The organism is Mucilaginibacter sp. UYNi724 (genome assembly GCF_054057495.1).
Map to the genome: position 1 here is coordinate 124,048 of NZ_JBSRZI010000012.1, position 23,136 is coordinate 147,183.

23 protein-coding genes, 1 tRNA gene and 1 riboswitch are annotated in these 23,136 nt (G+C 43.9%); of the genes, 9 read left to right on the plus strand and 15 right to left on the minus strand.

What is annotated here, in order from left to right; translation table 11 throughout:
* The first annotated feature begins 3 nt into the window (after positions 1–3).
* From ACVW0P_RS16940 to ACVW0P_RS16950, 3 genes are read left to right on the plus strand one after another with little or no spacing between them, the layout of a single operon-like run.
* Complete coding sequence (locus ACVW0P_RS16940; RefSeq protein ID WP_457133118.1) at positions 4–366, plus strand: cupin domain-containing protein; 363 nt, start codon at positions 4–6, stop codon at positions 364–366.
* Positions 367–392: 26 nt separating this feature from the next.
* Positions 393–1,580, plus strand: coding sequence for a mannonate dehydratase (gene uxuA / locus ACVW0P_RS16945; protein WP_457133119.1), 1,188 nt, complete (start codon positions 393–395; stop codon positions 1,578–1,580).
* Positions 1,581–1,587: 7 nt separating this feature from the next.
* Positions 1,588–2,697 (plus strand): alginate lyase family protein, encoded by a 1,110-nt coding sequence (locus ACVW0P_RS16950; RefSeq protein WP_457133120.1) that lies wholly within the window; start codon positions 1,588–1,590, stop codon positions 2,695–2,697.
* A 326-nt stretch (positions 2,698–3,023) separates the two neighbouring features.
* Here ACVW0P_RS16950 and ACVW0P_RS16955 read toward each other — a convergent pair whose 3' ends face one another.
* A complete protein-coding gene (locus ACVW0P_RS16955) occupies positions 3,024–5,195 on the minus strand; it encodes a DUF5916 domain-containing protein (protein ID WP_457133121.1) in 2,172 nt (723 codons plus the stop codon).
* Between the two features lie 283 nt (positions 5,196–5,478).
* Between ACVW0P_RS16955 and ACVW0P_RS16960 the strand changes: the two genes are divergently transcribed.
* Entirely contained in the window at positions 5,479–6,129 is a 651-nt protein-coding gene (locus ACVW0P_RS16960; protein ID WP_457133122.1) for a class I SAM-dependent methyltransferase, read from the plus strand.
* A gap of 218 nt (positions 6,130–6,347) precedes the next feature.
* Here the strand turns inward: ACVW0P_RS16960 and ACVW0P_RS16965 are convergent, their stop codons facing one another.
* The 5 genes from ACVW0P_RS16965 to ACVW0P_RS16985 form a co-directional block, all read right to left on the minus strand.
* Positions 6,348–7,277: a DUF5996 family protein gene (locus ACVW0P_RS16965; protein WP_457133123.1), complete on the minus strand. Its 930-nt coding sequence runs from the start codon at positions 7,275–7,277 to the stop codon at positions 6,348–6,350.
* Between the two features lie 228 nt (positions 7,278–7,505).
* A tRNA-Cys gene (locus tag ACVW0P_RS16970) sits at positions 7,506–7,576 on the minus strand.
* Between the two features lie 13 nt (positions 7,577–7,589).
* Positions 7,590–8,225, minus strand: coding sequence for a peroxiredoxin (locus ACVW0P_RS16975; protein ID WP_354431591.1), 636 nt, complete (start codon positions 8,223–8,225; stop codon positions 7,590–7,592).
* Between the two features lie 191 nt (positions 8,226–8,416).
* Positions 8,417–8,532: riboswitch (SAM riboswitch) on the minus strand.
* 209 nt (positions 8,533–8,741) lie between these two features.
* Positions 8,742–10,286, minus strand: coding sequence for a SulP family inorganic anion transporter (locus ACVW0P_RS16980; RefSeq protein ID WP_457133152.1), 1,545 nt, complete (start codon positions 10,284–10,286; stop codon positions 8,742–8,744).
* Between the two features lie 49 nt (positions 10,287–10,335).
* Positions 10,336–11,400, minus strand: a complete 1,065-nt coding sequence (locus ACVW0P_RS16985) for a 1,4-beta-xylanase (RefSeq protein ID WP_457133124.1) — start codon at positions 11,398–11,400, stop codon at positions 10,336–10,338.
* A 459-nt stretch (positions 11,401–11,859) separates the two neighbouring features.
* Here ACVW0P_RS16985 and ACVW0P_RS16990 point away from each other — a divergent pair, with 459 nt between their 5' ends.
* Together ACVW0P_RS16990 and ACVW0P_RS16995 are read left to right on the plus strand one after the other, a co-directional pair.
* On the plus strand, positions 11,860–13,338 hold the full coding sequence (locus tag ACVW0P_RS16990) for a PAS domain-containing sensor histidine kinase (RefSeq protein WP_457133125.1): 1,479 nt from the start codon (positions 11,860–11,862) through the stop codon (positions 13,336–13,338).
* A gap of 13 nt (positions 13,339–13,351) precedes the next feature.
* Positions 13,352–13,786 (plus strand): response regulator, encoded by a 435-nt coding sequence (locus ACVW0P_RS16995; RefSeq protein WP_457133126.1) that lies wholly within the window; start codon positions 13,352–13,354, stop codon positions 13,784–13,786.
* A gap of 1 nt (position 13,787) precedes the next feature.
* Here ACVW0P_RS16995 and ACVW0P_RS17000 read toward each other — a convergent pair whose 3' ends face one another.
* The 5 genes from ACVW0P_RS17000 to ACVW0P_RS17020 form a co-directional block, all read right to left on the minus strand.
* Complete coding sequence (locus ACVW0P_RS17000) at positions 13,788–14,285, minus strand: hypothetical protein (RefSeq protein ID WP_457133127.1); 498 nt, start codon at positions 14,283–14,285, stop codon at positions 13,788–13,790.
* Positions 14,285–15,265 (minus strand): type I phosphomannose isomerase catalytic subunit, encoded by a 981-nt coding sequence (locus ACVW0P_RS17005; protein WP_457133128.1) that lies wholly within the window; start codon positions 15,263–15,265, stop codon positions 14,285–14,287. Before ACVW0P_RS17005 ends, ACVW0P_RS17000 begins: the two co-directional genes overlap by 1 nt.
* 88 nt (positions 15,266–15,353) lie before the next feature.
* Positions 15,354–15,644, minus strand: coding sequence for a nucleotidyltransferase family protein (locus ACVW0P_RS17010; RefSeq protein ID WP_457133129.1), 291 nt, complete (start codon positions 15,642–15,644; stop codon positions 15,354–15,356).
* A 70-nt stretch (positions 15,645–15,714) separates the two neighbouring features.
* On the minus strand, positions 15,715–16,098 hold the full coding sequence (locus ACVW0P_RS17015) for a DUF5655 domain-containing protein (protein WP_457133130.1): 384 nt from the start codon (positions 16,096–16,098) through the stop codon (positions 15,715–15,717).
* Positions 16,099–16,165: 67 nt separating this feature from the next.
* Positions 16,166–17,395, minus strand: a complete 1,230-nt coding sequence (locus ACVW0P_RS17020) for an NADP-dependent isocitrate dehydrogenase (protein ID WP_457133131.1) — start codon at positions 17,393–17,395, stop codon at positions 16,166–16,168.
* 262 nt (positions 17,396–17,657) lie between these two features.
* Between ACVW0P_RS17020 and ACVW0P_RS17025 the strand changes: the two genes are divergently transcribed.
* Together ACVW0P_RS17025 and ACVW0P_RS17030 are read left to right on the plus strand one after the other, a co-directional pair.
* Positions 17,658–18,374, plus strand: a complete 717-nt coding sequence (locus ACVW0P_RS17025; protein ID WP_457133132.1) for a hypothetical protein — start codon at positions 17,658–17,660, stop codon at positions 18,372–18,374.
* Positions 18,375–18,444: 70 nt separating this feature from the next.
* Complete coding sequence (locus ACVW0P_RS17030; protein WP_457133133.1) at positions 18,445–18,873, plus strand: hypothetical protein; 429 nt, start codon at positions 18,445–18,447, stop codon at positions 18,871–18,873.
* Positions 18,874–19,001: 128 nt separating this feature from the next.
* Here the strand turns inward: ACVW0P_RS17030 and ACVW0P_RS17035 are convergent, their stop codons facing one another.
* Positions 19,002–20,831, minus strand: coding sequence for a DNA polymerase III subunit gamma/tau (locus tag ACVW0P_RS17035; protein WP_457133134.1), 1,830 nt, complete (start codon positions 20,829–20,831; stop codon positions 19,002–19,004).
* Between the two features lie 103 nt (positions 20,832–20,934).
* Here ACVW0P_RS17035 and ACVW0P_RS17040 point away from each other — a divergent pair, with 103 nt between their 5' ends.
* Positions 20,935–21,519 (plus strand): Uma2 family endonuclease, encoded by a 585-nt coding sequence (locus ACVW0P_RS17040; RefSeq protein ID WP_457133135.1) that lies wholly within the window; start codon positions 20,935–20,937, stop codon positions 21,517–21,519.
* Between the two features lie 120 nt (positions 21,520–21,639).
* On the opposite strand, the gene ACVW0P_RS17045 is transcribed toward ACVW0P_RS17040, so the two are convergent.
* The 3 genes from ACVW0P_RS17045 to ACVW0P_RS17055 all read right to left on the minus strand — a co-directional run bounded on the left by ACVW0P_RS17045 (position 21,640) and on the right by ACVW0P_RS17055 (position 23,070).
* Positions 21,640–22,065, minus strand: a complete 426-nt coding sequence (locus ACVW0P_RS17045) for a hypothetical protein (RefSeq protein ID WP_457133136.1) — start codon at positions 22,063–22,065, stop codon at positions 21,640–21,642.
* A gap of 104 nt (positions 22,066–22,169) precedes the next feature.
* The gene (locus tag ACVW0P_RS17050; protein WP_457133137.1) at positions 22,170–22,406 is read right to left on the minus strand and encodes a hypothetical protein; all 237 of its coding nucleotides are present in this window, start codon (positions 22,404–22,406) and stop codon (positions 22,170–22,172) included.
* A gap of 46 nt (positions 22,407–22,452) precedes the next feature.
* Positions 22,453–23,070, minus strand: a complete 618-nt coding sequence (locus tag ACVW0P_RS17055; RefSeq protein WP_457133138.1) for a hypothetical protein — start codon at positions 23,068–23,070, stop codon at positions 22,453–22,455.
* Positions 23,071–23,136 lie beyond the last annotated feature (66 nt).

Consider the following 23,136-nt stretch of genomic DNA (forward strand, 5'->3'; position numbering starts at 1 on the left):
ATTATGATACAAAGCAATTTGTTCCAGTTTGAGGAGAGCACCGAATGGCTAACCGTTGGCGAGGGTGTACAGCGGCAGGTTTTGGGTTACGATGATAAGCTGATGCTGGTGAAAGTAAAGTTCGCCAGGGGTGCGTGCGGTACGCTGCACAGTCACGCACACTCGCAGGTAAGCTATGTGGAAAGCGGCGCTTTTGAAATGACGATTGGCGAAACCGTAAAGATAATCCGCAAGGGCGATGGTTATTATGTGCCGCCCTTTACTGTACACGGCTGCGTGTGCCTGGAAGATGGTATGCTGGTTGACGGCTTTAGCCCCGCACGTTGGGATTTTATAAACACCGACAGCGAACAATATACTTTGTAAATTAGGCTGACAAAAATCTACTGAAAATGAGTTTAGAGCAAACGTGGCGCTGGTACGGCCCGAATGACCCGGTAAGTTTAGCTGATGCCAAGCAAGCCGGCGCTACAGGCATTGTTACCGCCCTGCACCATATCCCTAACGGCGAAGTTTGGCCTGTAGATGAGATCCTGAAAAGAAAACACTTGATAGAAGATGCGGGCTTGAGATGGTCGGTAATTGAAAGTGTACCCGTGCATGAAGATATTAAAAAACGTAGCGGAAATCACCAGCAATACCTGGAAAACTACCGCCAAAGCTTGCTAAATATTGGCCAATGCGGGTTAAATATAGTATGCTATAACTTTATGCCGATACTGGACTGGACCCGTACCGATCTGGATTACCCTATGCCGGATGGCTCTACAGCATTAAGGTTTGAGACCACTGCATTCGCCGCATTCGACTTGTATATTTTGAACCGCCCGGGCGCTGAGAAGGATTACCCCGAGGCTGTTAAGGTTAAGGCAAAAACGTATTATGATGGCTTGAGCGAACCCGCTCAAAAGCAATTGCTAAAAAATATAATAGCCGGGTTACCGGGATCTGAAGAAGGTTATACCACCGAACAATTCCTGCAAATGCTGGCAAGTTACGGTGAAATTGACGCGGCAACCCTCAAAGCCAACTTAGCCTACTTTCTGCAACTGGTTATCCCCACGGCGGAAGAAGCAGGTGTGCTGATGTGCATCCACCCGGACGACCCGCCTTACCCCATTTTAGGGTTGCCACGAGTGGTAAGTAACGAGCAGGATATATTAGATATTTATAAGGCCGTGGATAGCCCTAATAATGGACTAACCTTTTGTACGGGATCTTTCGGGGTGATAGCAAGTAACGACCTGCCTGGTATGGTACAGCGACTGGGCGACCGTATCCATTTTATACACCTGCGCAGTACTAAACGCGATGAGGATGGCAATTTCCACGAAGCTGACCACCTTGCCGGTGATGTAGATATGTACGCCGTGACGAAAGCCCTGTTAGAAGAACAACAAAAAAGGATAGCTAAAGGCCGTAAAGACGTTAGCATGCCTTTCCGCCCGGATCATGGGCACAAGATGCTGGATGACCTGGATAAAAAAACAAACCCCGGCTACTCTGCCATTGGCCGCCTGCGTGGCCTGGCAGAACTGCGTGGGTTGGAACTGGGTATTAAACGGGCGTTTAATCTATAATGTCACTATGAAAAAGTTCGTTTGCTTTTTTGCCTTGATGGCGATGGTGCTTTTTGCAAAGGCGCAAATTGTCAGCCTCGATAAAAAGGAAATAGCATTGATGTGTAAGGTTGTTAAGAGCGAGGACATGTACAAAAAAGTATTTGACCCTTTCCAAACCACAGCCGACAAGGCGTTGAACGAAACACCAAACCCGATAAAAACCATATTATCACAAGGCTTACTGGCCGGCGACCCAAAAAAGGTTGCCAGCCTTAAAGCGTTAGAAGATGCAAACAAAGTTTACGCACTGGCATTGGCTTACAAATACGCCAATAAAAAGAAATATCTGGACAAGGCTACTGAATTTTTAACCGCCTGGGCAAAAGTTAACCATGCGACAGAAGATCCCATCAACGAGACCAAGTTGGAGGATATGGTTACCGCGTATGACCTTATCAGGAACGATATTAAACACGCCGACCGCACTTTGATAGATGGTTGGATGCACGCCATGGCCGATGCCCAATTAAACAGCGGCTCTGCAAAAGGCAACAAGGGTACGGCGATAAATAACTGGAACTCGCACCGGATAAAGATGTTTACGCTGATTGCCTATACCGTGCACGACACCAGCTACCAAAGCGCCATCACACAAGCCTTAGAGCATCAACTCAACATCAACATAAACCCCGATGGCACCACGCATGACCTGCTGGAGCGCGACGCTTTCCATTACCAAACTTATGATATCGAACCGCTGCTGTCGGCTTGTGTTGCCATCTACCGGGCAACGGGTAAAAACTATTTTACCTGGAAAACCGCCAATGGATCTACCCTTAAAAAATGCGTGGATTACATGACACCCTACATGACCGGGAAAAAAACGCACCCTGAGTTTGTGAAAAGCAAGGTGCCGTTTGATCTGAAACGCGCCGAAAACGGTGAAAAGGGTTATGCGCCGGGAACTTTATTTGAACCTGTAAACGGCATCTACATGTTTAGCCTTGCCGCCTTTTTTGATGATGATTATATGCAGGTTATCCGCAAGGCGGCAAAAGACAACAATTACCTGAACTGGCGGATGGCGCTTAATAACTTCAATAAAAGTTCAAACATAAAAGGCCTCCGCGAATAGCGAAGGCCTTTTATGTTCTCTCACAAGGATTCGAACCTCAATTGTCTGAACCAGAATCAGAAGTGCTACCGTTACACCATAAGAGAAGGTTTCAAGCGTACCTGATACTGCAAAAGTAATAAAAATGGCAATGCTATACTACGTGTTTATTTAAAATCAATATTGGATATATTAAATCATTTTTTAACATGCTTCATTGCGAGGTACGAAGCAATCTCTTTAGGACGATTGTACAACCTGCATGCCGGACTTGCTTACATGCGATTGCTTCTTACCTCGCAATTAAGTAGGGTTTGCATTGCATATCTGCACATCTGCACATCTTCCTATATATTCCACCAATAAGTCCACTTGATAGTTAGCTGGCGGTTTTTGACTGTGAAAGGCGACGGAATAGAGTTATCGCCATATACGATAAACAGATCTGACGCGGGTTTGTAGCGCCATTGAAAGCGGCTGTTAATGTTCATGTTTTTAGCCTGCTCGTTATACTGCACAAAAGTGGTAAAGTACAAGGTGTTGGTAAAGGTAATATCGGCCCGCGGGCCGATAAGCCAGAACTTGTTGCGGCCATATGGTGCCGGCAAATGCAGGTCGTTATAAGAGGTGTTCAATATCAAATTTACATAAGGCTGAAAGCGGTAGCCTACTTGGCCTATCAATGTGGTTTTGGTTCCGTTATCATAATAGCCGCCGCGGGCAACCTCAAACAGATAGGTGAATACGCTTTGCGGTTTTGAGGCGTACTGCACATCTACGGTATTCCAGTGGTTCTCAAAACCTGTTGCAAGCATTGGCTTACCCGTGTTTGTAGGGTCGAAAGGGCGCAACAATTTTACATAATCATCCAACCCGGATACTGTTAGCGTGCTGCGGTTACGGAACGTGATGAGGTAACTCAGGATGGTTTCGTTATCTGTCGATTTAAAGGCTTCATCAAAAAAGTAGATGCCTGATGCCTGTACGCCGTGCGATAGTATAGCCCCGCTTTTTGGAAAAAAGTTATGCTGAATTAATGGGTTCAGTTTATTATAACCTACACGCGGCACATAGCCCGCTTCGGCATTATAGTTTTTGCCTACATATTGCTGTTGCATGGCAAATGTCCAGTACTTACTTAGGTATTGCAGGTTGGCGGCAGCTACAAAATCGCTTCCCGTAACACCTGGTGTAAATGATTTCAGCCCCAGCAACTTACCCGTAATTTGGTTATTTGACGATGCCAGGTTAAACTCGGCACCCACGTTGCGGTTATAAGCGTTTGCGGTGCTCCCGGCCATGGGCGCGCTGCCTGTGCCGTCCTTATTTACAAATATAAAACCAATGTTAGATCGCGACAGCACACGCCTTTGCAGCGTAACTATCCCGAAGTTTTGCCCCGGTAAATTGGCCGAACCCGATTGCCCCGTCTGGATATCCATAACGCCTATGCGCCAGTCTTTATCAATTTTACCCGTAAGCCTTGCCCCTGCCCGGATGGGCGCGTTAAGCCCCACCCTGCGCGAAAAGAACGGACGGATATCGGCATAACCAAAATTGGCAAACAAGTCGCCGTTCTCTAAAAAGAACTGCCGTTTCTCGGGAAAGAAAAGTTCATATCGGTTAAGGTTGATCACCTGCTGGTCTACATCTACCTGCGAGAAATCGGGGTTAACCGTGAGGTCGAGGTTTAGGGAGGAGGTAAGTCCAATCTTTACATCACCACCAACTTCTTTGCGGTAAACCGCGTCTTTCTTATTCTCAAAATCTTTAGTGACACCACCCAGCACGTAAGGGATGATAGAGATATTGCGGGTAGCCACGGGTGGCGCTTCGTCCCAAATTATGGTACCCGTATAAGCCAATGCCGCCGTCGGGAACTGCCTTGGCACAGGCGCCCAGGCCGATTTTTCAGTGGTCTTTAAGTCGTTACGGCTAAAGTTTATCCCCCACTCCTTGATACCTTTTTTATAACGGATGCTTTTGAACGGAATAGCCGCCTCAAATACCCATTTGTTATCGTAATTTTTTACTGACGAGTACCATTTGTTATCCCAGCTCAGATCAACCTTGCCACCCTCGTACATGGTGCCGTCCCATTGCGCACCGGCTGCGTTTGCGCCAAAGCTAAAGCCATCTGTACGGGCATCAAAGGGGTCCATAAAAAAGATGAAGTTATCGTTCTTCTGGAAACCAAAATCGCGCTTAAGCGACTCCACCATGTAACCTGGTGTGGGCATGTAACATTCTGCAGAAATGTAAAAATTATCATCGTCATAAGCCATGCGTACAACCGTGCGCAGTTTGGCAAAGCTGGTATCCATTGGTAAAACCATAAAGAATTTGCCCGCCGTATCGGCGCTGAGCCAGTCGGCCTCGTCAAGCAAGCCATCAATTTTTATGGGCGATGCCGCGCGGCGGATATGGTATTTGTAGTTGGCGTTCTTTTTTTGCGCGGAGACGTAACTACCAAGCATGCAGCAGCATAGCAGTAACAGTATGGTTTTAATTTTAGGCAATTTGGTATGGTACTTGGGTTGTGAGATAATACCATCGCCATTGTGTTAGCGATACACAATAATAAAAATATATGCGATAATGTGCAAGCCGAGTAATTGATTATTAAAACAGTTGGCAATATTGTTACATTAGGGCCTAAAAGTTGACTCACCCCCTGCCCCCTCCCTGCTGCGCAAAGAGGGGGTGTGAACACCCTAACTTTTCTAACCCTCTTTGCGCAGCAGAGAGGGTCGACCAGCGAAGCGGCGTCGGGGTGAGTAATCTGCGATAAACATCAACACTATGAACACCCTGCAACAACAATTCGGCAATATTGATATCTACCTTTTCGACCAGCTTCTGAAAGGGCGGTTTGATGATTGTAAAAAAGTGCTGGACGCGGGCTGTGGCGGCGGGCGCAACCTCATTTATTTCCTGCAAAACGGATTCGACGTTTATGGCATCGACCCAAACCCCGACGCGGTTGTGCAAGTACAAGATCTTGCCAAGATCCTTGCACCTGAAGTATCGGCCGAAAACTTCTCAGTGGCCCAGGCAGAAGACCTGCCTTTTAAAGATAATGAATTTGACCTGGTGATCAGCAGCGCGGTATTACACTTTGCTACTGACAGCAACCATTTTGATGCCATGCTGCGCTCGATGTGGCGGGTGTTAAAACCGGGCGGTTATTTGTTTGCCCGCCAGGCATCTGATATTGGGATTGAAAATCTTGTTACCGACCTTGGCAACAGCCGGTACGCCCTGCCCGACGGCTCCGAACGGTTTTTAGTGAACGAGCAGATCCTGTTGGAATATACCTCAGAATTAGGCGGCGAACTTTTTGAGCCGATAAAAACCACCAATGTGCAGGGTTTGCGGTGCATGACGACATGGTGCGTGCGAAAGATAAGTTCGCCTAAAGCACAAATTGAGGAGCGAAGTTTTTCGTTTTAGTTTTTTTAATTCCTCTCACGGAAGGGTTAGAGAGAGATACCGGATGTTCGCGGCGTGAACACTGCAACATTTCAACAAGAACCTCATTATCAACAGATTTGGATTTTATAAATTTGCATTTTCCGTGAACATGCATAAAAAAACTGTCTGAATGGCTGCTTTTTTTATTATCCTCTTCTTCACTCCCTCTCCTTCGGAGAGGGCCGGGGAGAGGCTAATTATTCCTTCAATCCCTGCAGGTTACACTCCAAGCCCTTATCCCAATTGCCTGTAACGGCAGCGGCATTATACGTGCTTTGCAAGAACTTCTTCAATGTTTCTTCGGGGTTGGCAGATTGCTGCACCACTTCGTAGGTTAATAAAAATTCGCCTAATTCGCCGCTGTAAAATGCTTCGGGCGGGCTCACCTGCTGCTTGCTGAAGGCGTCCGGAGTTGGGTAGCAGTAGCTGTAAAACGCAGGGTGCGGAAATTGCTCGCCGCCCAGCCAAAACCCGCATGAACTTACCTCGTGCGAGTAAGCTTCCTGCATCACATCGTCGGGCATGTTTGGTGCGCCGCCGGGGTGTTTCGGTGCTGTGCGGCCGCTAAAACGGGTAACCGCTAAGTCGAACGCGCCCCAAAAGAAATGTACCGGGCTGCACTTACCCAAAAATCCAGACCGGAAATCGGTAAACACATTATTCACATGGATCAGTGCCTGCCAAATGGTGTTCATCGCATCGGGATGATAGGTACATGGCGCGGTATTTTCTGCAAAGGGGGTAGCTGTTTCCAGTTCATTCGGCACGGCGTAAATTTCTACCTCTACGCCCACTGCTTTCAGGTTTAGCATCAACTCGTTGTAAAACCCGGCAATAGTTTCGGCACCCAGGGCCGATGTTACCTTTTGGCCCGTGCTGGTAGATATATGCAGTTGATGATCAATAAAATCGAGGTCAACCTGGAAAAGCCCACCTTCGTAAGGGATACTGCCCGTGGTCAACCCTGTCGCGCTTACATAAAGCGTAACCTGCCAGGAGTGGTTTATCCACGGCATTTTTTTAAGGCGCACCTTACCAATCATCTGCGTCCACATGTGTACGGTGGCAATGGTATCTTTCAGGTAATGAAAATCCAGTTTTGGCCAGGTATGGTTTGGGTTGCTCATATATGTAAATATACAAGTGAATGGTGGGATTGTTATTAAATAAGCCAGTTTGCCATTTTACTCACCCCGCGGCACTACGTGCGCTAGCCTCTCTGCTGCGCAAAGAAGGTTAAAGATTTTTTTAGCCTCCCTCTCCTTCCCAGAGGACTGGGGAGAGGCTTCCTAAACAAAAAAAGCGATGAGCCCCCCGGCCCATCGCAATCAGTTTAGTCAGTTATTATAGTTAGGACGTCGCGGGTAGATTCGAACTACCGTTAAAGGTTTTGCAGACCCATACCTATCCTCTCGGCCACGCGACTCTATTATCAGCCCTTATTTATTGGGCTGTGGTGTTGTACGTAAATATGGTTTCACCTCGGTAAACCCTTTAGGGAATTTAGCCGGGATATCTTCAGTTTTTATAGATGGCAGCACTACAACGTCTTCGCCATCCTTCCAGTCGGCAGGGGTTGCTACGCTATGGTAGGCGGTAAGTTGCAGGCTATCAATCACTCGCAATATCTCCTGAAAATTCCTTCCGGTTGATGCCGGGTAGCTGATGATCAGTTTTATCTTTTTATCCGGGCCGATGATGAACAACGAGCGAATGGTAGCCACCAACGATGCATTGGGGTGGATCATGTCATAAGCCTGCGAGATCTCGCGGCTTTCGTCGCCAATTATCGGGAAGGTAACTTCCACGTTCTGCGTTTCGTTGATGTCGCTTATCCAACCCTTGTGTGATTCTGCACTGTCTGTACTAAGGGCAATCACTTTTACATTGCGTTTCTCAAACTCATCTTTAAGTGATGCGGTTTTACCGAGTTCGGTGGTACAAACGGGTGTATAATCTGCCGGGTGCGAGAATAGCACGCCCCAGCTATCGCCCAGGTATTCGTAAAAATCAATTTCGCCTTGCGATGTTTGTGCTTTAAAGTTTGGGGCGTCGTCGCCAAGTCTTAAACTCATGGTTATATTTTTTATATTTAAATGTTAGCCCCTGTTTTTAAGCCTTCTCCTTCGAGAGGGTTTGGGTAAGGCCGATAGCGTAAAGCTATGCATTGCAAATTTTGTTGTCAATAAAATCCAGAGAAGTGTTTAAGAGAGAGAAGCCTTTATGGCTAAAAGAGAATGCCTAACGACATTCAATCTATTAAATCAGCTTATCTGTCTCCGCCAGGTTGCGAAGCAGGAATTAGCACCTTACACAAGCCCGGGGGCCGTACAGGTTGCTAAGACATCATAGGGCCTTTCCCTCTGTCTTTCTGGATAAGTATATTTAAAGAACGATTACATCACAAAAGTAGATATTAATTCTATAATTCCTATAGACTTTATATTTATTATTTGATCTTGTGCTTAATTCGTTGAATTTCAGGAAGAAAAAATAAATCTGGATTGCCCGATGAATAGGTAGTGGTAAGTGCAAGTGTTTTATAGCGAATAAAAAGTATTTACTAAACTAAAGGAGAGGAGAACCTTTTCCTAACGCACTTTCTTCTTCGTTGCCACACGGTAGGCCGGATCCTCGAGGATATTTACATCGATAACATCAGCAGCATTGGTTAGCAACCCGCGGCAATCGCTGCTCAGGTGTTGCAGATGGAGTTTTTTGCCTGCCTTTTGGTACCGTTCGGTGAGTTTGTTCAAAGCATCGATGCCCGACATATCCGCAAGGCGGCTATCCTTAAAATCTATCACTACTTCATTTGGGTCGTTGGCGACGTCGAACTTTTCGTTGAAGGCGGTTACCGAGCCAAAAAACAGCGGACCGTAAATTTCGTAATGCTTTACGCCACTGCCATCAGTGTACTTGCGGGCGCGGATGCGTTTGGCGCTTTCCCAGGCAAATACCAGGGAAGATATGATCACGCCAATTAATACCGCAAGCGCCAGGTTATGAAGCACTATGGTGATAATGGCTACCACTATGCCTACAAACACATCCTGCCGGGGCATTTTATTAAATATTTTAAAGCTGATCCATTCAAAGGTGCCAAAAGCTACCATCACCATTACACCCGTAAGCGCGGCCACAGGTAAATGGCCAATAACAGGGGCGCCGAACAAAATGATCATCAAAATGGTTAACGATGCTATAACACCCGAGAGCCTTGCCCTTGACCCCGCGGATAAATTTACAAGCGTTTGGGCTATCATAGGGCAGCCACCCATCCCAAAGAAAAAACCGTTAAGGATATTGGCGCTGCCCTGCGCGATACATTCACGGTTGCCGTTGCCCCGGGTGGCGGTCATTTCGTCGACAAGATTTAGGGTTAGCAAGCCCTCGGTTAAACCAACAGCAGCCATAATTAACGCGTACGGAAAAACAACACTAAGTGTATGAAAGGTAAACGGGATCTGCGGGATATGAAACGGTGGGAAACCGCCACTAACCGATGCAATATCACTAACAGTTTTGGTGTGGATACCAAAGCCTATCACTACTGCAAAAACAACAATGATAGCTACTAACGACGGCGGCACCGCCTTACTTACCTTAGGGAATATTACTACAATGGCTATGGTGAGCGCAACCAACGCCGCCATAATATATAACGGCGAACCCGTTAGCCATACCTGCTGCCCGTTCACTATGGTTTTAAATTGCTCCAGCTGGGCCATAAAAATCACTACGGCAAGTCCGTTTACAAATCCATACATAACGGGTTGTGGCACCAACCTGATCAGCTTACCCAGCTTAAACAAACCGATAACGATCTGTATAACGCCCGCTAATGCCACAGCTGCAAAAACAAACTCGATGCCGTTGCTTTTCATAAGGGCTATAAGCACAATTACCGTAGCTCCTGCCCCGCCCGAGATTAGGCCCGGCCTGCCACCAAATAACGCTGTTACCAACCCCATTATGAACGCCGCATACAAGCCAACCAACGGCGGGAAACCAGCCAAAATAGCAAAGGACAATGATTCGGGCATCATGGTCATTGCTACGGTAAGGCCTGCTAAAAATTCGGTACGGTAGTTAACCTTTTGCGAAAAGTCGAATAATTTAAGGCTGGCCTTCATGGGTGCAAAGCTAAAAAAATGCATGCAACATGTTTAAAAGCAAGCTACGCTATTTCCCGTTCATCTTTTTAATTAGCTCCACTTCCTCCGGCCTGTAAGGCGTACCGTCCTTGCGGAAAATATCATGGAACCATTCTTTTGGTTCGCTGCCATCGGGCATTGGGTTATCCCAGGCGTAAATGGTATTCGTTTTCCCCATTACAAAACCCCAGTTTAGAGCGCCTACGTTCTCTTTCTTAAGCATTGGCATTACGTTGGCAAACTTGCTGCCGCGGGTACGGGCCATATATTCGGTACAAATAAGCGGCTTGCCGTGGCTTTTTAAAAGCTGTATGGTTTTGAGGTGCGATGCCTCGTCGGTATAATCGTGATAGGTAACAATATCCGAGTTTAGGGCCTGGTAAGCGTTAAGTTTTTCATAGCTCCAATCCCAAAGGCCGGCAGATATAGGCTGATCGGGATTAACAGCACGTGCCCATGTAAATACTTTTACAAGCAAACCCATCGATGCTTCCTTTTTGTTGGAGTTTCCGGGCTCGTTGTAAAGGTCCCACAGCAATATGCGCTTATCATGTTTAAAGCTTGTCATCACATCGGTAACGTAAGCCTGTAGCATGCCGGTTTCGCCAGCGCTGTTTAAACGGTTGCCGGGGTCTTGCAGCCAGCCCGAGTTATGTACCCCAACTTTAGGCGCGGGTTGTTTGCCAATTTTAGCGTCGCCGTTCCAGCAGTCGTCAAAAAATACAAACATGGTTTTTATGCCGTGTTTGTTGGCAATGGCAAGGTATTGGCCTATGCGTTTTTTAAAGCCAGGTTTATCTTGTTTCCAGGCAAGGCTATATAAGAACACACGCATGGTGTTAAAGCCGATGCCTTGTGCATAGCCAAGTTCACGGTCGATAGTTGCCGGGTCGAAGCTATCAGCCTGCCACATTTCCAGTTGATTTATGGCGCTGCTGGGGATAAAATCGGCACCACTCATCCATTTATTTTGTGAATACCAGGTGTTTGCTTTTGCAACACCCCAAACTTTGCCCGGGGCGGCTTTTTGTGCAGATACGCTTACAGCTATCAGCAATAAAACTGTAAGTAGTTTTGAGAAGTGTTTTTTCATAAAAGTTATAATTGGCAGAGGTAAATATAACCGTTTTATTTACAGTTATCAATTTTATGCTCACACGTATTTACATTCATTTTTTTTCAAAGCAAGTTCAATTTCATCTCCGAATCATCCATCAGGTCTCACTCCAAAAAGCAATTAAATTTCTTTCCACTTTAATATTATTTCGGTAAATATTATACTATTTTTACGCGCCAAAATTTTCATAACCCTGCGGCTAATTAACCGTATAAAACGCTTACATCATTTTAATAGCGTAATTTTCAGCATTATATAAACTTTAGATTTGTTGAGGGTTTGTAAAAACACTGTTATTAACCACATAGTTTAAAATATTAAACCTATTTGGCAGTTTGTAACAACACTGGGTTGTAAATGATGGATATTTGCCCGTTTGGCATGTATTTTATAATACCCTGTGGTAATTAAAGTAGATTAGAGATCAAGTGTACAATGAGTTCTGAAGAACATAAGTTTTCCGGCGAAAGCATAGCTCATATTGCGCGTATAATTGATCATATTAATTTAGGCATTTGGGAGTATAACACCGATACCAGGCAAGCAAAATGGTCGGTTGGCTTTTATGCTGCGCTGGGGTACACGCCGGGCGAGATCGAATGCTCATATAATTACTTTTTTGAACACCTTTTATATTACCACGACAGGCAGGCATTTTTAAATGCTACCTATCACCCAAGGCAGGGCGGCTCGCCTGTTGCTCATATAAGGCTGCTTACCAAGCAAAGCGGCTACCAATGGTTTGAAAGCACCACCCAAAAACACGATACCAACGATGGCCCCGTTATTTACGGCGTTATCACCAATATAAACGCGCTTAAACTGCACGAAATAAAAGCTGCCGAAAGTGATTTTAGGTGTGCCGAGATCGGCCGGATCGCAAAATTAGGCAGCTGGGAAATTGATGTGGCTACCGGTAGGCTAAAATTCTCGAAAGAAATGTACGAGATATTTGAGCTGAACAACCAGCCTAAAATATCTATAGAAGAAGCCATTGCCTTTTTTGAACCCCAGTACCGAACTTTAATTGCCGACGCTATTGACCAGGCAATAAAATATTGCAGGCCTTACGATATCGAACTGCAATTCCGCACGGCTAAAAACAACGTGATATGGGTGCGGTCTAAAGGCGTGCCCGTATTAAATGATCATAGCCAATGCGTTACGCTTAGCGGTATTTTTCAGGATATTGACAGCATCAAGAAAAAAGGCATTACCCTGCAATCGTCCATCAATTTACTGGACGACCAGAATAAACGCCTGCAAAACTTCGCTTACATTGTATCGCATAACCTGCGATCGCACGCGGGCAACCTTAAGTTTATGGTGAACTTGTTTGAAGATAGCCTGCTTAAGGATGACCGCACAGAGATCTTCTCGCACATTAAAACCATCAGCGAGAGCTTGAGCGCCACCATGGGCCACCTTGATGAAATAGTGCGCATACAATCAGAAATTAGCAAGGAGCGCAAGCTGGTTGATTTTGAGACCATATTTAATAACGTGGCATCGGCGCTGCACACCAATATTATAAATTCGGATGCTAAAATAAACACCGACTTTTCTGACTGCCCGCAAATTGATTACATCCCGGCGTACCTGGAGAGCATATTCCAAAACCTGCTCACCAATGCCATTAAGTATAAACATCCCGATAGAGCGCCCGTAATTAACGTTAACACGCAAAGAGTTGGTAACGAGATTTACCTGGTGTTTGAAGATAACGGTATAGGCATAGACATGCAACGTTACGGCGACCAGGTATTTGGCATGTACAAAACCTTCCACCAAAATAACGACTCGAAAGGGATAGGCCTGTTTATGACCCGTAACCAGGTAGAAGCACTGGGCGGAAGTATCCAAATTGACAGCGCTGTAAATGTTGGCACAAAATTTACAGTAAAGCTGGTATAACTAATACCATAAAATGAATACCGAAAACAAAATTGTGATTGCCGGGATTGTTGATGATGATGAAATTTTTACTTACGGTTTCAAGAAATTAACAGTAATAAAGGGCTTATTTGACGAAATAATGAACTTTAGCAATGGCCAGGAAGCCATTGATTATTTACTTAACCCTCAAAACCGCAACCATTTACCCGATGTTTTATTTGTAGATATTAACATGCCGGTGATGAACGGCTGGGAATTTAACGTTGCTTTTGAGGAAATAAAATCTCAACTGGGTAAAAATATCGCAATTTATAATATCAGCTCATCTATTGACCTTGAGGACATTAAGCGAGCAAAAAGCACCCCCGCAGTTATTGATTATTTATTAAAGCCTATAGATGAGGGTTACCTAACAGAGATTTTTTTATCATTGCAAAACCCAACAGATATTAGAAAGTATAACTAAATCATTTTTTAGTGTATGTCTGTTTATAATTAAAAGGGGCTTCCCCTATTTCCGTAAGCTGTATTTTATTATCCTTTTTGGTTATGCTGTAATGATGAATTGATGATGTGCTGTTTATTTGCAGTTGAACCTCATTGTTCACAAATTTCCAAATTAAATTTTCGAGTTCATGAGGTCCAAAATTTATGTTTTCATTAGGCGATTTGTAAAACAAATAACAGACGTCGGTGCCGATATACTCAGATGTAGCCGAGTTATCTTTATTGAGCGTGAATAAGGCATTAAGCATGCAAGGCTTTTCGTTACTATTGGTGTTTACATAAAAGTCATCGCCCGGCTTATGTGAAACATATTCAGTCAAGGTATACCTCCCAATTAGATCTTCCAGCTTTATTGCCTCATCTTTAGTGATGGTTTCACCACCTTTTTTACAAGAAGCAATTACTAAGCAAATTAACAAAACAAATAATACGGTCCTCTTCATAACTCTAAATATCATTACTCAATATAGCTTTCTAATATTTTAAAGCCCGCGGTAGTTTTTAGTTCCACCTTATCGATAGTTTTTGGCAGCAGGATACACTCGCCCATTTTTACCGGGTAAGCAAGCTCGTTGTGTTTAATAGTGAATTCACCTTCGATACAAACGTATATCACAAAAGAATCGAGGTTAGCGTAATCTTTATAAACGCCCTGGGTAAAATCTAACACGTTGGTAGTAAAATACGGGCAGGTTACCAGGTGTACATCCTCATTTTTTTGCGGGGTGTAAAGGGTTTTATATTCCGGGTAGTGTTTGTAGTCGATAGCTGCTAAAGCTTCTTCGGTATGCAGTTCGCGTTTGTTGCCTTTATCGTCAACACGGTCAAAATCGTATATGCGATAGGTAATATCTGACGTCTGTTGAATCTCGGCGATCAGCAAGCCTTTACCAATGGTATGCACACGGCCGGCAGGTAAAAAGTAAACGTTGCCCGCTTTAACGTCTTCCTTGTTCAGGATATCCATGATATGGCCGCTGTTTAGGGCTTCCACATATTCTTGCTCGGTCATTTCGCGGTTAAAGCCGGCAATAAGTGAAGAACCCGGATCGGCCTCAATTACGTACCACATTTCGGTTTTACCAAACGAATTATGGCGTTTTTTAGCCAGCTCGTCGTTAGGGTGTACCTGCACGCTCAGGTCATCATTGGCATCAATAAATTTCACTAACAGCGGGAAGATATTGCCAAAATGCTTGTAAACCTTTTCGCCTACCAGGTCGCCCTGGAATTTCTCCAGCAGGTCGGCAAGCGACTGGCCCTGCAGTTCGCCACCCTCCACCACAGAAACATCCGACTTTACGCCCGAGATCTCCCACGTTTCGCCGCAGTTTGGCAGATCGCCAATATTTTTATGCAGGTAAGTTTCTATTTTATGGCCGCCCCATATTTTGTCTTTAAATATGGTTTTAAATTTTAATGGATATAGAGTTGACATGGTAGTGTGTATGCTTTGTTGATGCGGCTAAGTTAGGGATTTTGAGGAAGTAGGGAGAAATATCATACAAAAGTATTCATAAACTCTTTTAAACATACACTATCTCTGGGTCTATCACCTTCAAATATTTGTCTTTAATGCCACGTCGTGATACAAGGTCAACCTTACGCTGTAACTTATTTTCTAACTCATCGGCTAAAGTCACAAACTCAATTCCAATTGGCCGGTTAAATTCAACGATGATATCAATATCACTTTTTTCGGTAAAATCATCGCGCACAACAGAGCCAAACAACCGAAGTGTCGCGATAGGGTATCGTTGCACCAACTCTTCTTTAAAAAGAGTTAACGTTTCTTTAATGTTGTTTAACTGAAGCATTGCAAGCGCTAAGTTAGGGATTTTAAGGAAAGTAAGAAACCAGGAATTAGAACATCAAGGTATTATACTATTATATGTTATTTGATTTAACATATTCATAAGACTGATTGGCCATATTTATAGCCTGGTCTAAAGTTGATTTGTCATAAACATCAAAAAGCTTAGTTACTTTCCAAAGGTGGGTAATCGGGGCATCAGTAACATTTGGGTTTATGAATTCAACCGGTCTTAAGTGAAGATTTAGCTTGCTTTTCCGAATATGTATTTCCAAAAATCGGGGTGTTCCTTTTATATCTGTACATTTATATCCCACGTAGGGCTTTGTTAAATACTCCTGAACGTTTTTCCAACTTTTGACTTTTAATCTTAAAAGGCGAAACATTTCAACAACGCATGGTGATGCTTTAGCCAGGCGTTCGTCAATTGTAAGGCAAGGCCTAATTATTATCTTCATTTAAACTAAATAACAAAAAAGCCCGCTCTTCTCAAAGCGGGCTCTCCTATTTTTAATCGGGTTAAAATTACTTACCCAATTTTGCTTTTAAATTTTCGTTGATGGCTTCTAAAAACTCTTCGGTGTACAGGTAATCGGTACCATGCTCAACCTTAGCTTTTACTGTGATAGCCAAATCTTTGGTCATTTTACCGCTTTCAACGGTTTCGATACAAACTTCTTCGAGTGTTTTACAGAAGTCTACCAACTCCTGGTTTCCATCCAAGATCCCGCGGAACTCTAAACCACGTGTCCACGCAAAAATTGATGCGATTGGGTTGGTAGATGTTGGGCGGCCTGCCTGGTGCTCGCGGTAGTGGCGGGTTACCGTACCATGTGCAGCTTCGGCCTCCATAACGGTACCATCCGGTGTAACTAAAGTAGACGTCATTAAACCTAATGAACCAAAGCCTTGCGCAACGGTATCAGACTGTACGTCGCCATCGTAGTTTTTACAAGCCCAAACAAAGTTACCGTTCCATTTAAGGGCCGATGCAACCATGTCGTCAATTAAGCGGTGCTCGTAAGTGATGCCTGCATCCGCAAACTTGGTTTTATAATCTGCCTGGTAAATTTCTTCAAAAATATCTTTAAAACGGCCATCGTATTTTTTAAGAATGGTGTTTTTTGTAGACAGGTATAAAGGCCAGCCTTTCATCAGCGCCTGGTTAAAACAAGCGTGTGCAAACCCGCGGATAGACTCATCGGTGTTGTACATAGCCAATGCAACGCCATCGCCTTTAAAGTTGTACACTTCAAATGATTGCTCGGCACTGCCATCCTCAGGGGTAAATTTAATGGTTAATTTACCTTTGCCTTTAGTAACAAAATCTGTAGCGCGGTACTGGTCGCCAAAAGCGTGGCGGCCAATACAGATAGGGGCTGTCCAGTTTGGTACTAAGCGCGGTACATTGTTCATCACAATAGGCTCGCGGAAAACCGTACCATCTAATATATTACGGATGGTACCATTTGGCGACCTCCACATTTGTTTCAATCCAAACTCCTCAACACGCTGCTCATCGGGCGTGATGGTAGCACATTTAATACCCACGCCGTATTTTAAAATAGCGTTTGCGGCATCAATGGTAACCTGGTCATCGGTCTCGTCACGATACTCGATACCCAGGTCATAATATTTTATATCCAGGTCCAGATAAGGGATGATCAATTTATCTTTTATAAATTTCCAGATGATGCGGGTCATTTCATCACCATCCAGCTCTACTACCGGGTTTTCTACTTTAATTTTTGACATGCCTTATTTTTATTGGTTAATTTCTGTTTTTAACGGTTTCAAACTTACATAAAATTTTATTTGCAAAAATTTAAGCGCGATAAATATTAGTTATTTATTTACCCTCATATGTTAAAAGCGTATTGTGTTATAATAGTATTTGCAAAATGCCGTTTTTAACCCGTGTAACAATTAATTTAAGCATCGCATTGCTTTTTAAAAGTTAGATGTTACTTTTATAAAAATTAAAATATGCCATTCGGCAAAACCCGGCGTTTACATTATGATAAAATTGCTTACTAAAACCATATTTTTCACGCTGCTATTATCTGCAATAACTACAATATCAAAGGCACAAATTGGCTATGACTACGCCCAATACGACGTTGGTTTTGGTGGCACCATTAACCAATTGTATGGCGACACAGAGGGCAAGTTAAAAAGTACACCCTCAGCATTTGTAAATTTCAACTACAATCAATCGCCATATTTAAATTACCTTATCGAGATACAAACCGGTAAACTGGAAGGCGGTGATAAATTAACCACGCTATCCGGCCGTTACTTTAAAAATAACTTTACCGCTATTTTATTTAGGGCGCAGCTACAAGCAGGCGAAATTATGGATTATTCTAACGGCGGTGTAGCAAATGCCTTAAAAGGCCTTTATATATCAACAGGTTTGGGTTACATCCTGAATGATATACATGACGACAATATCAACCGTGCATCAAACACCGACCCTCAATTCTTTACCCCCGGCCTCAACAAAAGCAACGAGCTTTATATACCCATACGCCTGGGTTACGAGATCAAATTCTTCAATCAATACAACCAGCCCTCTTTTAAAGTCGATTTAGCATACCAGTTCAACAACGATTTTACCGATAATATGGACGGTTTTACAGCTGGCAAAAGCAAGGATAAGCTGGTACAATATTCTATCGGTTTAAAGTTTGCCCTTGGCGATGTTACCTCGTATCGTAAATCGGTTCAGTAATAAGGCGCTACTCCAAAACAATATTTTTTTTGGCAGGGTTTTTAAGGTATATTAACCAAATACATAACCTATGATACCCGAAAACGAAAACGAGGATTTTGTTACTGACCCTGAGGACAGAAACAATCCATTGAACGACGATAGCAACGAAACCGTAGATAGCGAAAACCTTAATTACGACGAGAAAACTAACAGTTACGAGTACGATGTTAAAGGTGATAACCCCGACTACGACCATCCCGACCCTTATGATACAGCCGTTAAAGATGGCGAGGATATGAACTCGACCTATGACGAGGCTAACCCCTACGATACCAACGGCGAGTACGATGCCAACCGCTCTTTAGAAACCGACATTGATACCTTGGGGATGCATATCGATAGCGGTAAAATAGTGGAAATAAGCCCCCGTGACGCCGCTTTGGCACACACGCCCGAGGACGACCGCGATGACCTTGACGAAGAAGGTTATCCTAAAAATGATACACCAAAACAGTAAATCTATTAGTGACCTCATTATAAAGGGCAAAGAGCTAAAAACAACAAGAGCACAATGGATTTAAAATCTTTGTGCTCTTGTTGTTTTATGAATTAGAAGATCTTTCGTGTTCTTTGTGGTTATCCAGCCTAATCAAAATCAAGATTGAATTTATTCTTCAGATCTATAAGCTGTGGGTTTTTGGCGGCCAGGTATTGGAATTTCTCCATGGCCGTGTAGGGTTTACGCACAACGGTAGATTCTTCTACTTTAGCGTTAACCTCGATACTGAAGTTTTTTAGTGCGGTACGCAAAAAATTTAAAATATAAGGCCGTTCATCCCTAAATGCTTGTTCCTGTACTTTGTTAGATACCGGCACCTCAAAATTTTCTGGGCCCAATACCTTGGGTGTTACCGAGGTAAATATGGTGTAAAGTGTAGCGGCCCTATTCTCCTTTTTAAGCTTAGCACCATGGTCCGTCCATAGTTGCAGGAACTGGTCAATGGTAAAGGATTCTTTGTCCGTACCTTTTAAGTAGGGGTCTTCTTCTTCCAGTGCTGCCTCTTCTACCTGTTTGCCCAGGTCTTTTAAGGATGGTATTTTAACCGATGACGCCCCTGCGTGTGCATTCGGTACAAAAAACTTTGGCTTCTCGGCAGGTTCGGGTTTAACCTCCGCAGGCGGCGCAATCATTGATGGCGTAGCAGGCGCGGTAACCGGTGGCGTACGGTTATAGGTAATGGGATTATCCCTCGCTACGCTCATTTCATCGGCCGTATTTTGGGCCGATGGGGCGTCATTTACTGTGGTATCAGGTTTTTTTTTTAACTCCCCGTTTGGGGCAGCAACATTTTGACCGGCCGGCAATGCCGACATATTGAATATGGAGAGCAGGTTGCTCATCTTTAGCAAGGCAAGTTCCACCTGTAAACGTTGGTTCTTGCTCAGCTTGTAACTGATATCGCATTGGTTGGCAATATTCATGGCCGATAACAGGAACGACACCGACGACGCCTGCGATTGTTGCAGGTAACGCGCCTTTATGGTTTCGCTAACCTCCAGCAGTTTTATGGTTGATGCATCTTTACCCACCAACAGGTTCCGGAAATGCTCGGACAGGCCGGATATAAAATGCGCGCCATCAAAACCCTTGCCCAGTATCTCATCAAACAGCAACAACGATTGCGCGCTGTCCTCACTTAACAGTTTATCGGTAACATTAAAATAATAGTCGTAATCAAGGATGTTCAGGTTATCGATAACCGAGCGATAGGTAACGTTACCGCCGCTAAAGCTCACGATCTGGTCAAACATGGAGAGGGCATCCCTTAAACCACCATCAGCCTTTTGAGCGATGATGTGCAGGCCATCGTCTTCATAAGCTATGTTTTCTTTTTGGGCGATACCTGCCAAATGGCCGGCCATATCATCTACCCTGATGCGGTTAAAATCAAAGATCTGGCATCGCGACAGGATGGTTGGCAGTATCTTGTGCTTCTCGGTTGTAGCTAAAATAAATATGGCGTAGCTGGGTGGTTCTTCAAGCGTTTTCAGGAAAGCATTAAACGCCGCCTGCGATAGCATGTGCACCTCATCAATAATATAAACCTTGTAACGGGCGGCTTGTGGCGGTATGCGCACCTGGTCTATCAAACTGCGGATATCATCAACCGAGTTGTTTGACGCGGCATCCAGTTCGTGCACATTGAACGAGTTACCGTTCATGAATGCCCGGCAGCTGTCGCAAGTGCCGCAGGCTTCACCATTGGGCTGCAAATTGGTACAGTTGATGGTTTTGGCAAGGATGCGCGCGCAGGTGGTTTTACCCACGCCCCTTGGCCCGCAGAACAAAAATGCCTGCGCCAGCTGATTATTCTTAATAGCGTTTTTTAGCGTATTAGTTATATGCTGCTGGCCTACAACGGTTTCGAAGGTTGCCGGGCGGTATTTACGTGCCGAAACAATGAAATTATCCACAGGCACTAAGGTAGCAACAAATTAAGAATGTAAAATAGCTGTTTGCTAAAATTGTTAACATCCACAATCCGCTTGAATTAATTTTTTTGTATTTTTGAATATCATGCTATTATCAGATATCGATCTAACGAAAGAATACACATATGCCGATTACGCTAAATGGGCTATTGAAGAACGTCTGGAACTTATAAAGGGCAAGATTTTCAAAATGAGCCCTGCTCCAGGGTCTCTCCATCAGCGAATTTCGCACCGAATAACTTTAAAATTAGGTAATTACCTTGTTGGTAAATCCTGCGAAGTTTTTTCGGCTCCGTTTGATGTGCGCATTCCGAGATTATCCGGCAACGAAAGAGAGATTATAACCGTTGTACAGCCTGATATATGTGTTATTTGCAACCCTGCAAAAGTGGATGAAAAGGGTTGCCTGGGCGCACCTGATATTGTTGTGGAGATACTATCTCCCGGCAATAATAAGAAAGAACTTCAAAACAAATATGAAGTGTACGAAGATGCCGGGGTGCTTGAGTATTGGATAATCCATCCGCAAGAAAAAACTTTCTTAAAATACACGCTTACAAACGGCACTTTCCAGCCATCAAAACTTTTAACGATAGGCGACCACGTAATTACTCCTATTTTACCCGATTTTATTTTGAACCTGGACGAGTTATTTGCCGAAAGAAATTAACCCTTACTTCTCGTCGCCGTTTGGCATGTGGTCGAACTATCCCCACCTTCACCCGTATTAAGTACCGGCCGCAAACCAAAAGGCAGCATGTTATATTAATTATACTTTTTAAGGCATTAATTATTTGAGTATCCTTTTAAGCTTTGTTATAGCTAACAGGCAAACAGTAATAGGTGACATCCAAACTTTATCACCATCAAAGGGTGGCGTTAGTAAAAAATCCCGCCAGCCAACAACTATCTCCCTTAAATCTGAAGTGGGCATTGTGCCCCCGCCCCCTCCCCGGTATTCAAACTCTACACGATCTTGATATATCAATAAATCTACCATAGTGCTGCCGGCTTGTATTTCGCTGTTTGGATTGGCCAAGGCCTTATCAATATCCGTTAGCAATCCATGATCTGGATCAACAATATCATCAGGCCCCCACTCATATAAAAGTGTTGTTATACCGCCCCAGTCCGCAATTGGAAGTTTATTTACTTCCCCATCGTCAACTCTGTTTTGGAAATTTATGCCATATTTTGTAATTATTTCTTTCCGCATTTTTCCTGCTTTTTTTAAATGACGGGTACATTGATGTTATTTCACCGTTTTCCATATATATTGTTTTGAGCCTGAAAGAGTTATTTGCCGAAAGAAATTAACCCTTACTTCTCGTCGCCGTTTGGCATGTGGTCGTCATCCTCGGGGTCAGGTTCGCCAATGTCATCATCAACCTGTATCTCGTGCAGGTCGTTTAAAGATTCGGTCTGGTCGTCAAAGTCTTCGTCCTCTTCGTCATCCCAATCGCCTTCAACAGGGTTACCCTCGTCGGTAGGTTTCAGGTTCAGGTCATCTGCTAAGTCTTCGTTATTGTCGTCAGGTTCAATATTAGCTAATTGCATAAATGTTGTATTTATTAATAAAGACAGATTGACGGGCGGTAATGTTTTACAAAACATCAACTCCAACAATTTCCTTTACCTTATAATAACCTTTGGCAGCAGGCAGATAAACTTCCATCTCTTGCCAGGTTACCTTTAGCTTTTTGCCTGTGTATTTGGTGGTAAGCCCCATAAAATTTTCGGACCCGGGGAACTGCCTTAGCCAGATAAATGATTTTTCGCTACCGGTGGCATCGGTTATCACTATATAATTAAAGCCTTTACTATCTATCCGTTTAAAAGTGCCGCTAGTACTAAGCGAAGCTGCGGCATCTTCCTTTTTTTTGTCGTTCATTTTAACGGCCAGTTTTATGAACGCGCTACATTTTTGTTTAAGCAGGTTAGCGCCAATATCCGCGCCTATTTTATTCATGGCGCCGCCATCGTCCATAGTAACATTGCGTTCGGCAGCGAGGTCTACAAGCAGATCAGATTGCGCCATAAAACATTCCATAAAAGCCTTATTTGCTTCTTCGCTGGTTGTAATGGTGGTTTGGTCGAGCTTACTTAAACAATCGCACAACGATGTGGTAAATTTTTGCTCAATAGGCCCAACGGCGGTTTTTTGAGCTTTAGCGATATTAACAGCACAAAAAAGCATTAATAACAGTATAATTTTTTTCATATCAGCGTATCGGTTAAGCCCACAAAATACAACATATCGGGCTTTGATTATAAATTATTTCTTCAT

Bases quoted from the DNA above. Each gene is read 5' to 3' on its own strand.
- ACVW0P_RS16960 (WP_457133122.1), top strand. From the start codon at position 5,479: ATGAACACCCTGCAACAACAATTCGGCAATATTGATATCTACCTTTTC.
- ACVW0P_RS17000 (WP_457133127.1), bottom strand. From the start codon at position 14,285: ATGATATTTAGAGTTATGAAGAGGACCGTATTATTTGTTTTGTTAATT.
- ACVW0P_RS16965 (WP_457133123.1), bottom strand. From the start codon at position 7,277: ATGAGCAACCCAAACCATACCTGGCCAAAACTGGATTTTCATTACCTG.
- uxuA (WP_457133119.1), top strand. From the start codon at position 393: ATGAGTTTAGAGCAAACGTGGCGCTGGTACGGCCCGAATGACCCGGTA.
- ACVW0P_RS16980 (WP_457133152.1), bottom strand. From the start codon at position 10,286: ATGAAGGCCAGCCTTAAATTATTCGACTTTTCGCAAAAGGTTAACTAC.
- ACVW0P_RS17055 (WP_457133138.1), bottom strand. From the start codon at position 23,070: ATGAAAAAAATTATACTGTTATTAATGCTTTTTTGTGCTGTTAATATC.
- ACVW0P_RS16975 (WP_354431591.1), bottom strand. From the start codon at position 8,225: ATGAGTTTAAGACTTGGCGACGACGCCCCAAACTTTAAAGCACAAACA.
- ACVW0P_RS17015 (WP_457133130.1), bottom strand. From the start codon at position 16,098: ATGAAGATAATAATTAGGCCTTGCCTTACAATTGACGAACGCCTGGCT.
- ACVW0P_RS17010 (WP_457133129.1), bottom strand. From the start codon at position 15,644: ATGCTTCAGTTAAACAACATTAAAGAAACGTTAACTCTTTTTAAAGAA.
- ACVW0P_RS17050 (WP_457133137.1), bottom strand. From the start codon at position 22,406: ATGCAATTAGCTAATATTGAACCTGACGACAATAACGAAGACTTAGCA.
- ACVW0P_RS16950 (WP_457133120.1), top strand. From the start codon at position 1,588: ATGAAAAAGTTCGTTTGCTTTTTTGCCTTGATGGCGATGGTGCTTTTT.
- ACVW0P_RS16985 (WP_457133124.1), bottom strand. From the start codon at position 11,400: ATGAAAAAACACTTCTCAAAACTACTTACAGTTTTATTGCTGATAGCT.
- ACVW0P_RS17020 (WP_457133131.1), bottom strand. From the start codon at position 17,395: ATGTCAAAAATTAAAGTAGAAAACCCGGTAGTAGAGCTGGATGGTGAT.
- ACVW0P_RS16990 (WP_457133125.1), top strand. From the start codon at position 11,860: ATGAGTTCTGAAGAACATAAGTTTTCCGGCGAAAGCATAGCTCATATT.
- ACVW0P_RS17025 (WP_457133132.1), top strand. From the start codon at position 17,658: ATGATAAAATTGCTTACTAAAACCATATTTTTCACGCTGCTATTATCT.
- ACVW0P_RS17005 (WP_457133128.1), bottom strand. From the start codon at position 15,265: ATGTCAACTCTATATCCATTAAAATTTAAAACCATATTTAAAGACAAA.
- ACVW0P_RS17030 (WP_457133133.1), top strand. From the start codon at position 18,445: ATGATACCCGAAAACGAAAACGAGGATTTTGTTACTGACCCTGAGGAC.
- ACVW0P_RS16940 (WP_457133118.1), top strand. From the start codon at position 4: ATGATACAAAGCAATTTGTTCCAGTTTGAGGAGAGCACCGAATGGCTA.
- ACVW0P_RS16995 (WP_457133126.1), top strand. From the start codon at position 13,352: ATGAATACCGAAAACAAAATTGTGATTGCCGGGATTGTTGATGATGAT.
- ACVW0P_RS17040 (WP_457133135.1), top strand. From the start codon at position 20,935: ATGCTATTATCAGATATCGATCTAACGAAAGAATACACATATGCCGAT.
- ACVW0P_RS17045 (WP_457133136.1), bottom strand. From the start codon at position 22,065: ATGCGGAAAGAAATAATTACAAAATATGGCATAAATTTCCAAAACAGA.